Origin of the sequence: Pantoea sp. ANP04 (assembly GCF_041982285.1) — a bacterium.
GTDB classification, from domain to species: Bacteria; Pseudomonadota; Gammaproteobacteria; order Enterobacterales; family Enterobacteriaceae; genus Pantoea; species Pantoea eucalypti.
Genome location: NZ_JAUTYS010000002.1, coordinates 234880 through 249772 on the forward strand (window position 1 = coordinate 234880; position 14893 = coordinate 249772).

Consider the following 14893-nt stretch of genomic DNA (forward strand, 5'->3'; position numbering starts at 1 on the left):
CTCAAAGCACTGACGGCAGTAAGTGGGCTTTTGGGCAGTATCACATCCGTTCATGTTACTGATACTCCCTGCCTGACAACGGTTCCAGATACCCTCCAGGAGCGATACTTCTGGCAGATTATCTCTTTTTCAGGGATGTCATAAACAAATGAGCGCTTCCGGGGAAGCGCTCTGGGCTATTACTCAAAATCAGCGTGCCGTTCAAACATCGTTTCGCTGGTTTCTCCCCTCTGCTTCATCAGCTCAAGTACGATGGCGTCATAAGTGATGAAGCAGAGCTGTTCAAAGGCCGACCCCATCGGCTGTGAAAACTGCCCCGCCTGATTGGCATGTCCCGTTTTCACGGTACCTGGCAAGACCAGTACGCATCCGGCCAACTGACCAATCGTCGACTCTTTTTTCAGGGTAACCAGCGCAACCTCAACGCCTCTTTCTGTGGCCGTCTGCGCAAGACTTCTAAGACTTACCGTTTCACCGCTGCCGGAACCAATGATCAACAGGTCACCCGGGCGTGAATGCGGAGCGGAAATTTCCCCCACAACGCTTACCGATAACCCCAGGTGCATCAGACGATTAGCGAATGCCCGTATGGCTATTCCGCTGCGTCCGGCTCCCTGCAGAAAAATGTGGTTTGCGCTGCGGATCCGGTCAATGAGCTGCAACGCCTGCCCGTTATCGATATCCTGTGCATTGCGCTCCAGCTCCCTGAGAATGCTGATCGTGTTTTCCTGAACGCCCATGCCCTATCCTCCCGTCAGGCTACCGTACGGCCGCCATCCATAAGGATGGTCTGACCCTGAATGTAAGAGTTCGACTTATCTGCCAGAAAAACGGCCAGATTCGCCACGTCATCAACGGTACCCAGGCGACGGACCGGAATTTTCTCCAGCACGGCGTCCAGATCGGCCTGCTTAGGGTAGTTAACACGCATCATTTCGCCAGTGTCGATCAGGCGTGGCGCAATGGCATTAACGTTAACGCCTCGGGGGCCAAGTTCTTTCGCCAGGCCGCGTATAAGGCCTTCACCGCCGGCTTTACTTGCCGGATAACTCACGCCGCCGCCGGTTCCGGACAATGCTGATCCCGATGAGATATAGACAATGGCACCCTGGTTAGTCAGAAAGTCATTATAAAACGCTTTAACCGTATTAAATAAACCGCTCAGGTTAATGGAAAGCGTTTTATTCCACTCCTCGAATGTAATATCGCTGACTTTATTGGCAAATGCGACGCCTGCATTCAGGACCAGAATATCGATACGGCCAAACGTGGCGAAAACGGTATTACGCGCATCCACCATCGCCTGAGGATCGGCTACATCCGTTTTGATGAACAGCGACGTCACGTTTTCCGATGTCAGTTCTTCGGCAGTCTGACGGCCGTTAATGTCGTTGTAGTCGGCGATGACCGTATGCGCTCCGCGCGCGGCAAACTGTTTTGCGATGCCTTTACCGATCCCGTGTGCGCCACCCGTGATTAGCACGACTTTCCCTTTAAAATTACTCATCAGTCTTTTCTCCTGAAACCTCGCCTGGGCGGGAGAAGACGCTCACCCAGCCCGGATAATATGAATGCTGTTAATTAATATGTCGGTGCCCTGTTAACAGAAACTTCGCTTTCAGAGCATGGCAGTTTTTAATTCCCGGTAGCTTGATGCAGGGTCCTCGTTAAATAACGCCCCGCCAACCACGATTAAATCAGCCCCGGCTTCCTTAACTTTACTCGCAAGGGTCAGATTAATGCCGCCATCGACCTCAATCTGAATATTCCGTTGCGCAATCATTTTTCGGGTGTTACTGATTTTCTCCAGGCTTTTTTCGATAAAAGTCTGCCCCGGCTGGCCCGGATTAATCGTCATAATAAGGATGTAATCAATGTCGTCCAGCAGATAGCTCAGCACACCTTCAGGTGTGCCTGGATTAATGACCACTCCCGCTTTTCGACCGGCTTTACGGATCTTCTGCAGAATATAATGTACGTGTGGCGTTGATTCATAATGCACGGAAATCATTTCCGCGCCGGTACCGATCACGGCATCAATATGCTTTTCCGGATCGGCCAGCATCATATGGACGTCAAACTTCATCCTGCTGGCTTTTTTCATCGCCGTGATCTGGTTAGGCCCGAACGCGATATTACTTACGTATGTGCCGTCCATTAAATCAACGTGCAGTATTTCTGTATTTTCTTCTTCTAAAAACCGGATCTCATCCTCCAGGCGTAGGATGTTTGCACCGAAAATTGAAGGTAAAATCTGTGCCATGGTAAGCGAACCTCATCTCTTGGGATCAATGGAATACCGTGCTCAGCCAGTACGTCAGGACTTCCCAGGGGCCGGTTAATACAAAGTCGGTTCCCTGACCCTGTAAGCCCACACCTGCCCCATGAAGGAACCGGGTCGCGCCCGGCGCCACATACCCGCCGAGATACATCACGACGATAGTGAAGAGCAGGGTTGTGATAACTGAACGCACGACGTTCCCTTTGCAGGCCATAACAGTCATGGTCGTCATATAGATAATTGACATCAGAACACCGATGGGGAAAATCATGATCCCCGGCAGAACCAGTGCACAGAGCATGGTCAGCGGGATGGTAATGACGGTAACGGTGACGGTTGCCGGATCGCCTAGTGCCAATGCACAGTCCATACCGATGTTCAGCTCAGCATCCTTCCCCATCTGTCGCTGCATGATTTCTTTGGCGCTTTTGCCAATCGGCGACAGGCCTTCCATCAGGACGCCAACCACCTTGGGCAGCAGGACCATTACGGCGGCCACGCCCATCGCCATAGGCACTACGGTAGTCACCGGCTGTTTCGTGAGAAGCCCCAGCAGACAGCCGACAATGACGCCAATAATCGCGGGTTCACCGAAAACGCCCAGTCGTTTCTGCACGCCCTCCAGATCCAGATCTATTCTGTTCAGGCCCGGAATAAGGTCGATGATTTTATTGACTATAAGCGCAAAGGGCAGCGTCCAGCCTGTATGGATCACGGTGGTACAGGTTGTGCCTTCCAGGCCATAATATTTCTGCCAGCGGGGGGCAATCAGATCGCCGATGAACAGTGCCATAACGCTGAGTGCCACTGCCACGCCAAAACCGATCATGAAACTGTCGAATACAAAGTACGCCAGCGCGCCCGGAACCAGGAAATGCATGTAGTTCCAGATATCGACGTTCAGGGTCCGGGTCAGCTTAAGCCGGACCAGAAGCAGGTTCAGAATGATACCGACCGGCACGACCAGCGCAGCAAACGGTGCCACCCAGGCCGCCGCGCCCACGGCAGGCCAGCCGATGTCAGCCACGGTAAAACCGCTTCCGATTTTCGAATAATACGCAATAGCCGGCTGCAGGGAGGTGCTCAGAAGATTGACGACTAAGCCTAAACCTATAAAACCGATACCTACGGTTATACCTGATTTAATGGCGGCACCCACTTTCATCCGGAAAACCAGGCCCAGAATAAAGATGACAAGCGGCAGGATAGCGGTTGCGCCCATGCCTGTTATTGTCAGCATTATATGTTTTAACGTTTCCATCCTGACACCCTCGGTATGCTGTTATTATTTCCCTGCAAGCTCAGTTAACAATTCACCCAGTTTTTTGCGTAAGGTACTTTCATTAATTCCGGTGATAAAACCTGCCACGCTCATGTGGGGCTTACCGATTTCGCCTTTATAATTATTTGTGGTTAAAACAATATCGGCATGCTGTAATTCAGAGGGGAGCTCTGACATGCTGCATTTGTTAATTTTGTACTGAGAAATACCATATTCAGCACACACAGATTTAACCTCGTCGGCCGCCAGGGTTGACGTGGCCACCCCACTTCCGCAGGCTACAAGAATATTAATCATCATTTTTCTCCGGGGTTGTTATTGCATAATTTTTGAAATAAATAACGCTTTCGCCTTTCCGGACGGCAGCTCCAGCAACTGCTGGTAAAACTCCCCATCCTGCAGATTATTAAACAGGGCCCTGAGCAGCTGCAGCTGATCCGCAGGTTCGGTCACGACCAGATTGATAACCAGTCTGACAGGCAGTCTGTCATCGCCATCAGCCTGATGAACCTCAACAGATTCAGGCAGGCGGATAATGTAAATGGACGGCCTGCGGGCATGACTGCTGTCACAGTGCGGGATTGCCACTGAATAACCTTCCAGCAGAATACCTGTCGGATACATGGCCTCACGCTCACGCAGCGCGTCCAGATACGACGCTTTTACTGTCCCTTCTGCATGCTGGCGCTGATGAATATGCTGCAGCACCTCGTCGTAATTTCTGAACGCCGCGCCGTCTGCCACGTCTACCGCTACTGTCGTCATTATACCTCCCCGCATCACGCCATTGCTCACATGAGCGATAAATTTAAATCATATGAGCAATTTATAGCACAACGCCGTCACGCAAAAACGTGCAGAGCGCAAAATTCAAAGGCCGATCACAATAAACCACAAAAGAGCAAAATAAAAAAATCTCATATGAGCAAAATAAAGTTATAAGATTGCCTTAAAAATTATTCTTATTTATTTAAAAACAGATAGTTAAATATAATGTGTGTCAGAAGTAGAGGTCTGCACTCCGGTAGTGCAATTACTGCAGATAGAACAGGCCGTCACGCCGTTCAGCACGCGTGGCATACCGCGGGCCGTCAGAATGAAAATGAATCCGTGAGGTCATCGGGCAAACGGCAGGGCAAAAAAGTTGGCGTTGCAGGAAGCGCCCGGATGATGAGGATAAAGGGGGAAATGACGCGGCGTAATGGAAAAGCATGACCAGGGCGCCTGCGGCGCCCTCAATGAAAGCCGGTTAAGTCGTAATCATGAGGCGTTAGCGAGCTTCACTGCCGTATCAAAATCCGTGATCAGCACATCAAGCAGGCCAGATTTTAGCGACGCCACGATGCCTTCATATTTCTGCTCTCCTCCTGCTACGCCAATCACGGTTTTGGTATTACGCAGCTGCTCTGTTGAAATCCCGAACCCCAGCCGGCTCATCGGACTGTCAAGGATCTCTCCTTTGCTGTTAACGAGCGTTATGCAGACGTCAGCCGCAATATCATCCCGGAAAAGTGGCGCCTGCCATTCTTCCGGAAAAATATCACACAGGCTTGACGATCCCGTTTTCCAGGCACCAATGCCCGTGATCACGACATCCAGCCGGGAATAATACTGCTGGGTGTCCATCACGGCCGGATCGCTGGCCAGCTTTTCTGCCAGGCTTTCATCATCCACCCACATTGGAACATACATAGGATGCGCCTTTCCCTGCGAGATGGTCGACAGCCTGTGGATGAGATCAATCGGTCCCTGGCTGAATTCTATACCGGGATGCACACCTGACAGCTGCACAACATCCAGCGCCGGCAGGCTGGTCAGTTGGTTCACAGTGCTGGATAATACCCGTCCCCAGGCAATGCCGACCGTCATTCCTGCGGTGAGGTAGTTGCTGAGATAACTGGCCGTAATGCCACCCAGCTTCTCATTGAGCTGCTCCTGACTTGCCCAGGATTCAGATACCGAAAGCACAACCGCGTTCTGCAGGCCGTATTTCTGGCAGAGACTGTGCGCAATTTCCTCATCCAGCATCTGCTGCTTCGGAAACAGAAACTTCACATACTCCTGCTGAATCGCCTCATCAATCAGACGGGCAGCCTTGAACCGCGAAATCTCCAGCTCCTCAGCAATTTCTGTTTTCGTTTTCATTTCCACGAAATAACGCCGCACAACGAGCGAATAGATGTAGCGGGGATCGTAACCGGACCAGCGGCTGTTCTTGATACGTTTAGGCATAGCGAATTCCGTTTTAGTCAAAAGTAAATCTCATTCAGGATAACCTGACATCCCTGCATTTTATTCAGAAGAGTATCGTTTTATGCGCTCATATGGTATCTGATGTGCTGTGCATTTTCCTACAGTGTGACTGCTGGCACGCAAACTGTGACCGGCGTGGTGAGATGTTCTTTGTCGTCATACAGCGACGCTTGATATACGCATAGTCCTGCGAAAGGCGGGCGCGGAGACCAGCATGAAACCGAAAGCCAGGCAGATCCGTTACCAGGCCGGGCGATCTGCTATCGTTCATGTCGCTGTTAAAGGACTCCGTACAGGCCGCCAGCGCAGCCGCTGGTGACGGAGTCACGTTTTCCGTGCCGCTGACGCCGCATACTTTCCGCCACAGCTACGCCTTGCACATGCTCTTTGCGGGCATTCCGCTGAAAGCGCTGCAGAATCTGATGGTTCATAAGAGCATGAAGTCCACCGAGGTCTATACAAAGGTGTTTGCGCTCGACTTGGTGGCCCGGCACCGGGAGCAGTTTCATATGCCGGGCAATGAGGCGGTAGCAATGCTCATAAAAACAATCTGAGAAGTGGTCATTAGCCGGGCGGGTTCAGTTCAAAGCAGTTATGGCTTTGTACGCACAGGAGTATCAGGTACTTATCCTGCGCGGCCACAGGTTATTTTTGCTTTACGGCAGCGGCATATTTTCAGGGAGCAGCTTCTATGGATTTTTTACACTCAAATCCTGATTGTCGAAATAGCGTTTCTGCAGGACGGAATAGGTGCCGTTGCGGATAATGTTTTCGAGACCCTTATTGAGCAGCCGCTTCGTGCTGCTGTCACCCTGACGGATGCCGTAAGCAGATCCCCTGCTGAACAGATCCGCATCCGTCACTTCCGGCCCTTTCAGTTCAAAATCAATGCCCTGGGGCGTCCGAAGAAAGCCATATGTCAGCGCAACGGAAGGTACCAGGGCCCCCTCCACCCGGCCGGCATAAAGGTCCTCGTATATAGCCTCAAGGTCAGGATAGTTTTTTACAAACACACCTGCAGGCCGCCAGTATTTATCGGCATACGCTTCCTGAATGCTGCCCTGCTGTACGGCAATATTTTTTCCCCTAAGGCTTTGCGTCTCAGGCAGAAGATGAATTTCCTTTCTGGCTACCAGACGGGTTGGTAAATGAAATACGTAACGGCTGAAGTCGATAGCGTCCTGTCTTTTCCTGGTGACGCCGAGTGGCAGTATCACATCCACTTTTCTGGCCAGCAGCGCCGGAATTTGTGCATCGAAAGTATTGACGACATAGATGCATCTGACGTTAACGGATTTACATACAGCCTTCGTGACGTCAATTTCAAACCCCCCCGGCTCCCCGTTCTTGTCCCTGTACTGAAACGGGGGATTAGTCAGGTCGGCCCCGATGCGAAGAGCGTCACGGACGGCGGAGGCTGCCGGAAAGCTCACAAATATGATGATGGCCGTCAGCAGGCCTGTTTTCTTATGCATGGTAATGTCTCTCGCTTTTCTTTTGTGTCAGGAAAATGATTTATCCTGCAGACACCATGTGAACGGCGTAGCACTGATGCTGCGCAGATTAGTCCTGCTGTTGCGCCTTATACCTCCAGTATCAGGCCGTATATCCGGCCGGCGGGTCAGCTGTACCAGGAAAATGAGCTCCATTCAGGAAACACAAGCCGTTATCCCATACCACCGCGGAGGACAGGCTGCACCCCGAGACGCAGAATATTCAGGATTGCTGCTAAGAAAAAATGCCGGGTAACGACTGGCTGTATCCCGGTTGAAAACAGGCTGGTTATGCGCACAATAATACGGACCACCAACTCAGTTTCATCAAGTGGCATTCATAAAAGCGTCCGAAGGGAGCTGCTATCGCGGATGCACTCAGCTATTGCAGGCCCTGAACCCTGTACATTCTTTTTCATAACAACCCCGATCCCCCTCTCCAGTAACATGTCTTCTGCTGGCAAATGATGCCTCGCCTTATCGCCTGTCAATTTGTGCATAAATGGCATGCGCCTATTACGTGCAGATGACAGTTCCCCGAGCGATACGGAACTCAATCAACCGGCAGAAACGTTACTGCACATAAGCAGTGAAGAAAGAAAGTGACCTGCTCCCCGAAAACTAACATGCCATGATGCAGGCAACGTCCGCTTTTGGCATAAAGCGGACTAACTTGATGTAAAGTCCGCTATGAGCGAGAAGCGGACATGACGTGCGGTATTGAGCTCGCCCAAGGTTCTATGCTTCTGTAAAGGACAGGATTATATCACTCTCAAAATTTATCGATTTTATATGTGGAATAAGACTAATGAATATCAATATAAGACCAGCTCAATTATCTGATGTTGAAAGTATTTTTACTATCAGAACGTCTGTTGTCGAAAATCACCTGAGCCGTGAAGAGATGCAGGAGATGGGCATAACCGAAAGTACCGTGAGCAATATGATCGAAGAGAGTCGTTGCGCATGGGTTGCGACAGATAATGATAAAGCAGTGGGCTTTTCGATGATTTTAAGGGAAAAAGGCTCTCTTTTTGGTCTCTTTGTCCTTCCTGATTATGAAGGCAGAGGCATTGGTCGCAGACTTACAGAGATTGCGGAACAGGCGTTGTTCAAACATCACGAAGTTGCCTGGCTGGAAACCGATAAAAACAGCCGTGCGGCTAAATTCTACCTGCACCTTGGCTGGGGTAATATGACAACGTTAGATGGCGCTTATATTCGATTAGAGAAACAACGTGGTAGTTGACCTTATACGGCTCTCTTTAAGTGCCTCATCAGGCATAGCGCAGATATGTCAGCATAGTGAGGTCCGCTATGAGCGAAGAGCGGAAGTATGAATGTTTGTTTAACTCTATTGGCTTTTAGCCACTCTTATCCCAGGTCTTCGCGAGTTGGACCTTGAAAGTAGATACTGCTTATATGACAACTACGTGGCTGAGTCAGCACAAAACGTATTGTTTCCCAGACTGAGCGCCCATTCATCAGACGTTCCCCCATTCTGAATTCACTGTCGACAAGCGTATCTAATCCTGTAAGTTCGAAATCCGGTGGATACAACCCGGTCACACGTATGTTTTCTTCGGACAACTGTTGTGACAGTTTGGTGATAAACCCGCTAAGCCCATGTTTGCTGGCGAAAAAAGCAGGATGCGCAATTGAATCCGTAAAATTCGGGATCCCACATGAAGATATAATTGAGACGATATCAGCATTGTCTGAACGTCTTAACCCGGGCAGCAGAGCCTGAGTCAGTAGAATCGAACCTGTCAGACCTGAACTAACGGTATTGATAATTTCTGTGTCGGGCTGATCGTCTAATCTCCCTGACAACCACTGAGCTGCATTCAGGATTAAAATGTCTATAGGCTTGTCTGAAATTAACAGCTGTGAAGAAAACTGAGAAAGGGATTCAGGCCGGGTTAAATCACAGATATATCCTTTTGCAATGCCGCTTTCAGCAGTGATGATGCTGCAGGTTTTTTGAATATCTTCAGCCCGCCGTGCACAAAAATCCACCTCGACGCCCTCTCGTGCCAGCCACACGCACAACGCCTGGCCAAATCCCCCGCCACCACCGGTAATAACAGCTCTTTTACCTCTCAGCATCTTCATTCATCCCTTTTCCTGATGACTATGTGTGGATGTAGATATACATGAGGAAGTTAATTGACATCTTTCAGTTAATGCTCTTTTACATGAGGAACAGAAATAAGCTGCACTGCAAACTGTTTGGCGTGTGTCAGGGGATTAGCAACGCTCGCTTCTGGCACAAAGCGGACATACATGCTGCCAGGTCCGCTAAGAGCGAGAAGCGGAAGTTCGATGTGAAAAAGCTTAGGAGCATTGTCGTTGATGATGATAAAGGGAATCGTACTAACCAGCGTATTAGCACTTCTCATCACGATGATAAGTCATAGAAATTAAACTACTATTGTGAATTTTATTTCACCTTAGTAAATTTAAGTGAGCTAGTTTCGTAGGTTATTACTCAAAATAAAGCTCACTTTATGGTTGAAAAATGTTGGATATCAGAATGTCACGACCATCTGAAGCGTCAGAAATCATACAAATCTGGAAGAGTTCGGTGGATGCTACCCACGACTTTCTGACAGCTCATGACAGACAAGAAATCGAAAAAGAAGTTGTCGGTTTTTTCTCAGAAACTCCTGTATGGGTTGCAACAAATCATGATGACCAACTATTTGGATTTATGTTTTTGCATGAGGGCCATTTGGAGGCACTTTTTGTAGCTGCCTCTGCTCGCGGACTTGGCGTCGGAAAAAGGTTGATCTTACATGCTCTGGCGCTGCATCCAGAGTTAAGCATCGATGTAAATGAACAAAACCAGCAGGCCGTCGGATTTTATCAACATATGGGGTTTCAGGTATCAGGGCGTTCCGAGCGGGATAATCAGGGAAGGCCATACCCCCTTTTGCGTTTAAGAATGGCTAATAAGATGTAACAATTGTGACACAGAAACTATTATTGATTTTTTTGGCTAAAAGCCACGATGTAAGAGCAGCTCTGCTCATTATCCGGATTGCTCATTCGGTACTCGCTTGCAAAGGTAGGGGCTATACAGTCACCGGCATGTAGATGATGTGTCTGATGATTGACATGAAAATCAAGGTAGCCATTCAGCATCCAAACGTTTGCCCGGAAAGATGCTCATTTGCAGAAGCGGGTATCGTCAGCTCACCCATCGCAGGAATTTCAACTTTGATCAATTCCGGGCATGCCCCCGCAAGAGACAAAGACCAGCGGATGATGCCTGACTGCTCATCCGTCCAATGTTGATGCTGATGCTGATAATTGAAACTAACCATATACGCACCTGTGGCGCTAAGGTATGAGCTGGCAACCTTAACGTCCGCTTTTGGCACAAAGCGGACTGATGCAGAGATCAATGTCCGCTATGAGAGAAAAGCGGACACTCGCAGTTGCTGTGCAACAGAAGAAGGCCTGTTAACATAGTCGCATAGTAATTAATGGACATCAGGCCAATTTAGCGTCAATGAGTTTTAGGGAAATCACCCGGTATACCTAATCCTTCCAGCACAGAACCGTAATAAAAAGCATATTCAAGAGCGGTTTCATCTTTTCGAATATCCAAGAAGCGTTTCAAAGCCTTTTCTTGGTTAGGTGACTGGATTTCTTCAAATTGCTTTTCAAATCCTTTCTCAATTAAGGACGATGCGCCTTCGTTATCATTTTTTTCAAGCACATGTATATGATAATTCCTTTTGAAAAAGACAAAAACAGGCATGCTGATCTCCTTTTTTAATGGCTGTAGCCAACAGTCATCAGAGCATAAAAAATTATATTTTTCACTTTTCCTGAGAATTGAAACTCATTTTTGAAGAGTTTGAGCTTATTGAGGTTGTGTAAACGTCCGCTTCTGGCACAAAGCGGACATGCACGAGTGGCAAGGTCCGCTATGAGCGAAAAGCGGACATAATCGTGTGCAAATGCTAAGTTGTGACTCGATTGAAATAGTGCCTGTGTAAATTTGTAAGCTAAGCGGTTAAGCAAAAACGTGTTTGATTCGTTAATGGAGAGATCATGGGCGTAGAGTTCTATATAACACGAGCTGACTTTTGGGCTGAAAATGAAGAAGCGCAAATAACTCCTGAGGAGTGGCTTTCCCTCATTGATAGCGACAATGAATTAACGAGGGATCTTAAAAATGGTGACTATCATGCTTTGTGGTCAGGTGCTTCATCGTATGATGAAGCATGGCTTGAATGGAGTGACGGTAATTTATATACGAAATGGCCAGATACTCAGTTATACAGAAAGATGTTAGAGATCGCAGGTTGCCTGAATGCCAAGGTAATGGATGAAGATGGTAGTATTTACAGCAACCCATCTGAATGGGAGTATGACCCTCCTTCTGCTCATTAACGTCCGCTTTTGACACAAAGCGGACATGTGCAACAAACAATGTTCGTTATGAGAGAAAAGCGAACGTTTTGTATATAACTTTTAGACACCATAAACAGTACAGTTTTTATTTATCGTTCAGAAACAGTGAATGAACATTTGAGGTCAGTGCGTTTTCCTGAATACCATCATAGGGTTTTAACGATAGCTATAACGAAACCATCCCATCCTTTTTCACCAACAGTCTGAACTGCCGTCGCTTCAAGGCGTTCATCCTCAGAAATCATCCCGACAAATTTTCGCAGGCCCAAAACGTTAGGATCCTCACTCGTGGAGTCAATGACATTGCCACCGCGCACTGTGTTATCTCCTACGATAACAGTGCCTGGTTTCGACAGTCTGATAGCCCATTCAAGGTAGTGGGGGTTATTCACTTTATCGGCATCGATAAAAATCAGGTCAAAAGGAGCATCAAGCGTGGGTAAGACCTCAAGCGCAGCTCCCCTGTGCAACGTGACGCGCTCAGCCAGCCCCGCTTTATTAATGTTCTGGCTGGCCACTTCTGCATGATGCTCGTTGAATTCAATTGTCGTGATGCTTCCATGTGGTGGGAGAGCTTTGGCCATCCATATGGTGCTATACCCCCCAAGCGTTCCTATTTCAAGAACCCGAACAGCACGTGACATTTGCATGAAAATAGCCAGCATTTTTCCCTGCAAAGAGGATACGTCATGCGTAGGCAAACCTCGATCTGAGTTATTAGCGAGAGTGTATTTTAAATCTGAATCTTCAGAGGCTAGCTTTTCAGAAAACCAGGCATCTACCTGAGCCCATTTATCAGAATCTTGTGAAGGGTAATCCGGAATGCGCATATGAATTTACTCTCCTTAAAAAACTTCAGTAATGAACCAGTCCGCCATTTACAGCATACTGGCTGCCGGTAACATAAGATGCGTCATCGGACAGGAGGAAAAGTGCAACTGCAGCGGCCTCTTCTGCTGTTCCTGCACGACCCAAAGGAACCTGGCTTACCACAAAATCTTCAAACTGCTGACGAGACTCTTCTGGCATAAAGTGCCTGAAGTTAGTTTCAATCGGACCTGGTACCAACGTGTTGGCGCGGATACCGCGTTCAGCAAACGCAGATGCCCAGCTTTTGAACATAGCGATAATTGCGGCTTTCGTCGCTGCATACAGGCTTGTCATCGCCGCTCCTTAATATACAGATGAGGATGATGTCACCAGAACGGATGCACCTGAATTAAGTGATTTGGAGAGAGCTGCCAGCTGTAGCATCGGACCGCGCACATTAGCGTTCATCATACGATTGAAAGAATCTGCCGTTACAGATTCCGGAGAGCCTACCTCTGCATAGCCGGCATTAAGCCATAATCCATCAAGTGAACCCCAGCCGCTGATAGCTTCCCCCAGTCCGTTGATGTCAGTTTCGCTTGCAGCATCGCTTTTCAGAATAAGCGATGTCACAGGAAGCAAGCTGCGTGCACATTCCAGCCTTTCGTCATTAAGCCCCGTAATGGCTACGTGGCCACCTTCAGTAACAATACGCTGAGCGCCTGCCAGCCCCATGCCACTGGTGCCGCCCGTGATCAGTATACGTTTACCCTGAAATCTTCCCATGTTTACTTCCGTTACCTGGCTGCAGAATCAGCATTTACCTTACGTAAAAAAAAAATACTATTCGTCATCTGTTTCATCACGCAACCATGGGAACGACTGGATTGATGCTTGTACGACCGCTTCTGGCACAAAGCGGACTGAGTCAGATGAACGTCTGCTAAGAGCGAAGAACGGACCTTGCTAAAAGAAGGTGTATCAGAAGCTGAGCACCACAGAGGGTCTGATATTCTTTTAGATACAGAAGCCCGGAGAAACCGAACCTCTGTAAAGCCTTATTAAGCGTAGATAATCACTAGATTTGCGCTGAGCCACCGTCAACAAACAGTTCGCTTCCGTTAACGAAACTGCTGTCATCCGATGCCAGGAACAGTGCCGCAGCGGCCACTTCTGCGGGGTCAGCCAGCCGGCCCAGCGGCGTGGTGGATTCAACCGCACGGATCATTTCACTGTTGAATGTCTCGTCAGGTGAAAGACCATGCCAGCCTGGAGTCGAGGTTGCGCCTGGCACCAGAATATTAACCCGAATCTTTTTCGGTGCCAGCTCAAGGATCCATGCCCGTGCAAAATTGCGCACGGCAGCTTTGCTGGCGCTGTAAACGCTAAATGCCGGCACGCCGGTCGTGGCACTGGTAGAACCGGTCAGTATGACTGAAGCTCCCTCTTTCAGTAAAGGCAGCGCTTTCTGTACGGTAAAAAGTGTGCCTTTAACATTGGTGTCAAAAATTCGGTAATAATGCGCTTCAGTAACATCCGCCAAAGCGGCGAAATCTCCGCCGCCAGCGTTGGCGAAAAGTACGTCAATATGCCCGGCCTGCCGCTGAACTTCCTGAAAAAATGCCTCAAGATCCTGCATTTTAGAGATGTCGCTGGGTATCCCCACCGCATTATGGCCCACTTCCAGAACAGCTTGTTCGAGTTCGGCTGCACGACGTCCCGTCATAAAGAGCTGCGCGCCCTCCGCGGCAAAACGCTTCGCCGATGCCAGTCCGATGCCACTGTTAGCGCCAGTAATAACCACAACTTTTCCTGTCAGTTTGCCCATGTTTTTGTCCCAATTGCGAAGTAAAAAAAGATAGTAACGCTATACCTTCTTATGTAACAGTACCTACCTAAAGGTATGTATAAGGAAAAAGTTATGGAGCCGATCTGCGGCCTTGATGTGGCCTTTCGTTATATTGGCGGTAAATGGAAACCCGTTATGTTATTCCATCTTCAGTTTGGTCCGCGTCGTTTTGGAGAACTCAAACGACTCGTTGAAGGTATCAGTGAAAAAGTGCTGATCCAGCAACTCAAAAATTTAACAGAGGACGGCATTCTGGTAAGACATGATTTCCAGGAGGTGCCGCCTAAGGTTGAATACAGCATCACTGAGTTTGGTCGTTCGCTGGCGCAGGCGTTACAACCTCTTTGCGAATGGGGAAACGCTAACCGCTTTCGCCACCAGGCTGAAGAACAGCAGTAAAGGGATGCCTGACAGGCATAGGGTGCGTGTCTGAAACCAGATAATATTCAATGGAGAGAATGGCAATCGATAGGGATGAGGTGATTGCTGATTTTAAC

17 protein-coding genes and 3 pseudogenes are annotated in these 14893 nt (G+C 48.7%); 5 read left to right on the forward strand and 15 right to left on the reverse strand.

Annotated features, from left to right (window positions below):
• Positions 1–179: 179 nt before the first annotated feature.
• The 7 genes from hxlB to Q7C21_RS03520 all read right to left on the reverse strand — a co-directional run bounded on the left by hxlB (position 180) and on the right by Q7C21_RS03520 (position 5795).
• On the reverse strand, positions 180–740 hold the full coding sequence (gene hxlB, locus Q7C21_RS03490) for a 6-phospho-3-hexuloisomerase (RefSeq protein WP_140034033.1): 561 nt from the start codon (positions 738–740) through the stop codon (positions 180–182).
• A 14-nt stretch (positions 741–754) separates the two neighbouring features.
• The gene (locus Q7C21_RS03495) at positions 755–1507 is read right to left on the reverse strand and encodes an SDR family NAD(P)-dependent oxidoreductase (protein ID WP_375150398.1); all 753 of its coding nucleotides are present in this window, start codon (positions 1505–1507) and stop codon (positions 755–757) included.
• A 111-nt stretch (positions 1508–1618) separates the two neighbouring features.
• Positions 1619–2263 carry a ribulose-phosphate 3-epimerase gene (gene rpe, locus Q7C21_RS03500; protein WP_039661679.1) on the reverse strand — a complete coding sequence of 215 codons (645 nt, stop codon included), beginning with the start codon at positions 2261–2263 and terminating at the stop codon, positions 1619–1621.
• A gap of 25 nt (positions 2264–2288) precedes the next feature.
• Entirely contained in the window at positions 2289–3542 is a 1254-nt protein-coding gene (locus tag Q7C21_RS03505) for a PTS transporter subunit IIC (RefSeq protein WP_140034035.1), read from the reverse strand.
• Positions 3543–3566: 24 nt separating this feature from the next.
• Positions 3567–3860, reverse strand: a complete 294-nt coding sequence (locus Q7C21_RS03510; RefSeq protein WP_008924525.1) for a PTS sugar transporter subunit IIB — start codon at positions 3858–3860, stop codon at positions 3567–3569.
• Between the two features lie 18 nt (positions 3861–3878).
• On the reverse strand, positions 3879–4328 hold the full coding sequence (gatA, locus tag Q7C21_RS03515; protein WP_110411889.1) for a PTS galactitol transporter subunit IIA: 450 nt from the start codon (positions 4326–4328) through the stop codon (positions 3879–3881).
• Positions 4329–4823: 495 nt separating this feature from the next.
• Positions 4824–5795, reverse strand: a complete 972-nt coding sequence (locus tag Q7C21_RS03520; RefSeq protein ID WP_008924523.1) for a sugar-binding transcriptional regulator — start codon at positions 5793–5795, stop codon at positions 4824–4826.
• A 314-nt stretch (positions 5796–6109) separates the two neighbouring features.
• Here Q7C21_RS03520 and Q7C21_RS03525 point away from each other — a divergent pair.
• Positions 6110–6370: pseudogene (locus Q7C21_RS03525) on the forward strand (tyrosine-type recombinase/integrase); the annotation flags it as partial.
• Positions 6371–6505: 135 nt separating this feature from the next.
• Here the strand turns inward: Q7C21_RS03525 and Q7C21_RS03530 are convergent.
• Positions 6506–7291 carry a transporter substrate-binding domain-containing protein gene (locus Q7C21_RS03530; protein WP_039661687.1) on the reverse strand — a complete coding sequence of 262 codons (786 nt, stop codon included), beginning with the start codon at positions 7289–7291 and terminating at the stop codon, positions 6506–6508.
• 826 nt (positions 7292–8117) lie between these two features.
• Here Q7C21_RS03530 and Q7C21_RS03535 point away from each other — a divergent pair.
• Positions 8118–8558, forward strand: a complete 441-nt coding sequence (locus Q7C21_RS03535; protein WP_008924520.1) for a GNAT family N-acetyltransferase — start codon at positions 8118–8120, stop codon at positions 8556–8558.
• A gap of 125 nt (positions 8559–8683) precedes the next feature.
• On the opposite strand, the gene Q7C21_RS03540 is transcribed toward Q7C21_RS03535, so the two are convergent.
• Complete coding sequence (locus Q7C21_RS03540) at positions 8684–9418, reverse strand: SDR family oxidoreductase (protein WP_110411984.1); 735 nt, start codon at positions 9416–9418, stop codon at positions 8684–8686.
• Positions 9419–9492: 74 nt separating this feature from the next.
• Positions 9493–9714 carry a hypothetical protein gene (locus tag Q7C21_RS03545; RefSeq protein WP_375150399.1) on the reverse strand — a complete coding sequence of 74 codons (222 nt, stop codon included), beginning with the start codon at positions 9712–9714 and terminating at the stop codon, positions 9493–9495.
• A 116-nt stretch (positions 9715–9830) separates the two neighbouring features.
• On the opposite strand from Q7C21_RS03545, the gene Q7C21_RS03550 reads away from it, so the two are divergent.
• A complete protein-coding gene (locus Q7C21_RS03550; protein ID WP_008924519.1) occupies positions 9831–10274 on the forward strand; it encodes an acetyltransferase in 444 nt (147 codons plus the stop codon).
• A 20-nt stretch (positions 10275–10294) separates the two neighbouring features.
• Here the strand turns inward: Q7C21_RS03550 and Q7C21_RS03555 are convergent.
• Positions 10295–10614: pseudogene (locus Q7C21_RS03555) on the reverse strand (cupin domain-containing protein); the annotation flags it as partial.
• 209 nt (positions 10615–10823) lie between these two features.
• Positions 10824–11078 (reverse strand): hypothetical protein, encoded by a 255-nt coding sequence (locus Q7C21_RS03560; protein ID WP_375150400.1) that lies wholly within the window; start codon positions 11076–11078, stop codon positions 10824–10826.
• Between the two features lie 296 nt (positions 11079–11374).
• Between Q7C21_RS03560 and Q7C21_RS03565 the strand changes: the two genes are divergently transcribed.
• Positions 11375–11716 (forward strand): hypothetical protein, encoded by a 342-nt coding sequence (locus tag Q7C21_RS03565; protein ID WP_041456464.1) that lies wholly within the window; start codon positions 11375–11377, stop codon positions 11714–11716.
• 167 nt (positions 11717–11883) lie between these two features.
• Here Q7C21_RS03565 and Q7C21_RS03570 read toward each other — a convergent pair whose 3' ends face one another.
• The 3 genes and pseudogenes from Q7C21_RS03570 to Q7C21_RS03580 form a co-directional block, all read right to left on the reverse strand.
• Positions 11884–12567 (reverse strand): O-methyltransferase, encoded by a 684-nt coding sequence (locus tag Q7C21_RS03570; protein ID WP_375150401.1) that lies wholly within the window; start codon positions 12565–12567, stop codon positions 11884–11886.
• 25 nt (positions 12568–12592) lie between these two features.
• A pseudogene (locus Q7C21_RS03575) lies at positions 12593–13333 on the reverse strand (SDR family oxidoreductase).
• 292 nt (positions 13334–13625) lie between these two features.
• Positions 13626–14375: an SDR family NAD(P)-dependent oxidoreductase gene (locus Q7C21_RS03580; RefSeq protein ID WP_008924508.1), complete on the reverse strand. Its 750-nt coding sequence runs from the start codon at positions 14373–14375 to the stop codon at positions 13626–13628.
• A 93-nt stretch (positions 14376–14468) separates the two neighbouring features.
• On the opposite strand from Q7C21_RS03580, the gene Q7C21_RS03585 reads away from it, so the two are divergent.
• On the forward strand, positions 14469–14795 hold the full coding sequence (locus Q7C21_RS03585; protein ID WP_003854309.1) for a helix-turn-helix domain-containing protein: 327 nt from the start codon (positions 14469–14471) through the stop codon (positions 14793–14795).
• Positions 14796–14893 lie beyond the last annotated feature (98 nt).

Excerpts from the sequence above, each read along its gene's own strand:
- Q7C21_RS03550 (WP_008924519.1), top strand. The coding sequence starts at position 9,831 with ATGTTGGATATCAGAATGTCACGACCATCTGAAGCGTCAGAAATCATA.
- Q7C21_RS03565 (WP_041456464.1), top strand. The coding sequence starts at position 11,375 with ATGGGCGTAGAGTTCTATATAACACGAGCTGACTTTTGGGCTGAAAAT.
- Q7C21_RS03585 (WP_003854309.1), top strand. The coding sequence starts at position 14,469 with ATGGAGCCGATCTGCGGCCTTGATGTGGCCTTTCGTTATATTGGCGGT.
- Q7C21_RS03510 (WP_008924525.1), bottom strand. The coding sequence starts at position 3,860 with ATGATTAATATTCTTGTAGCCTGCGGAAGTGGGGTGGCCACGTCAACC.
- Q7C21_RS03580 (WP_008924508.1), bottom strand. The coding sequence starts at position 14,375 with ATGGGCAAACTGACAGGAAAAGTTGTGGTTATTACTGGCGCTAACAGT.
- hxlB (WP_140034033.1), bottom strand. The coding sequence starts at position 740 with ATGGGCGTTCAGGAAAACACGATCAGCATTCTCAGGGAGCTGGAGCGC.
- Q7C21_RS03520 (WP_008924523.1), bottom strand. The coding sequence starts at position 5,795 with ATGCCTAAACGTATCAAGAACAGCCGCTGGTCCGGTTACGATCCCCGC.
- Q7C21_RS03505 (WP_140034035.1), bottom strand. The coding sequence starts at position 3,542 with ATGGAAACGTTAAAACATATAATGCTGACAATAACAGGCATGGGCGCA.
- Q7C21_RS03495 (WP_375150398.1), bottom strand. The coding sequence starts at position 1,507 with ATGAGTAATTTTAAAGGGAAAGTCGTGCTAATCACGGGTGGCGCACAC.
- rpe (WP_039661679.1), bottom strand. The coding sequence starts at position 2,263 with ATGGCACAGATTTTACCTTCAATTTTCGGTGCAAACATCCTACGCCTG.
- gatA (WP_110411889.1), bottom strand. The coding sequence starts at position 4,328 with ATGACGACAGTAGCGGTAGACGTGGCAGACGGCGCGGCGTTCAGAAAT.
- Q7C21_RS03540 (WP_110411984.1), bottom strand. The coding sequence starts at position 9,418 with ATGCTGAGAGGTAAAAGAGCTGTTATTACCGGTGGTGGCGGGGGATTT.
- Q7C21_RS03530 (WP_039661687.1), bottom strand. The coding sequence starts at position 7,291 with ATGCATAAGAAAACAGGCCTGCTGACGGCCATCATCATATTTGTGAGC.
- Q7C21_RS03535 (WP_008924520.1), top strand. The coding sequence starts at position 8,118 with ATGAATATCAATATAAGACCAGCTCAATTATCTGATGTTGAAAGTATT.
- Q7C21_RS03570 (WP_375150401.1), bottom strand. The coding sequence starts at position 12,567 with ATGCGCATTCCGGATTACCCTTCACAAGATTCTGATAAATGGGCTCAG.
- Q7C21_RS03560 (WP_375150400.1), bottom strand. The coding sequence starts at position 11,078 with ATGCCTGTTTTTGTCTTTTTCAAAAGGAATTATCATATACATGTGCTT.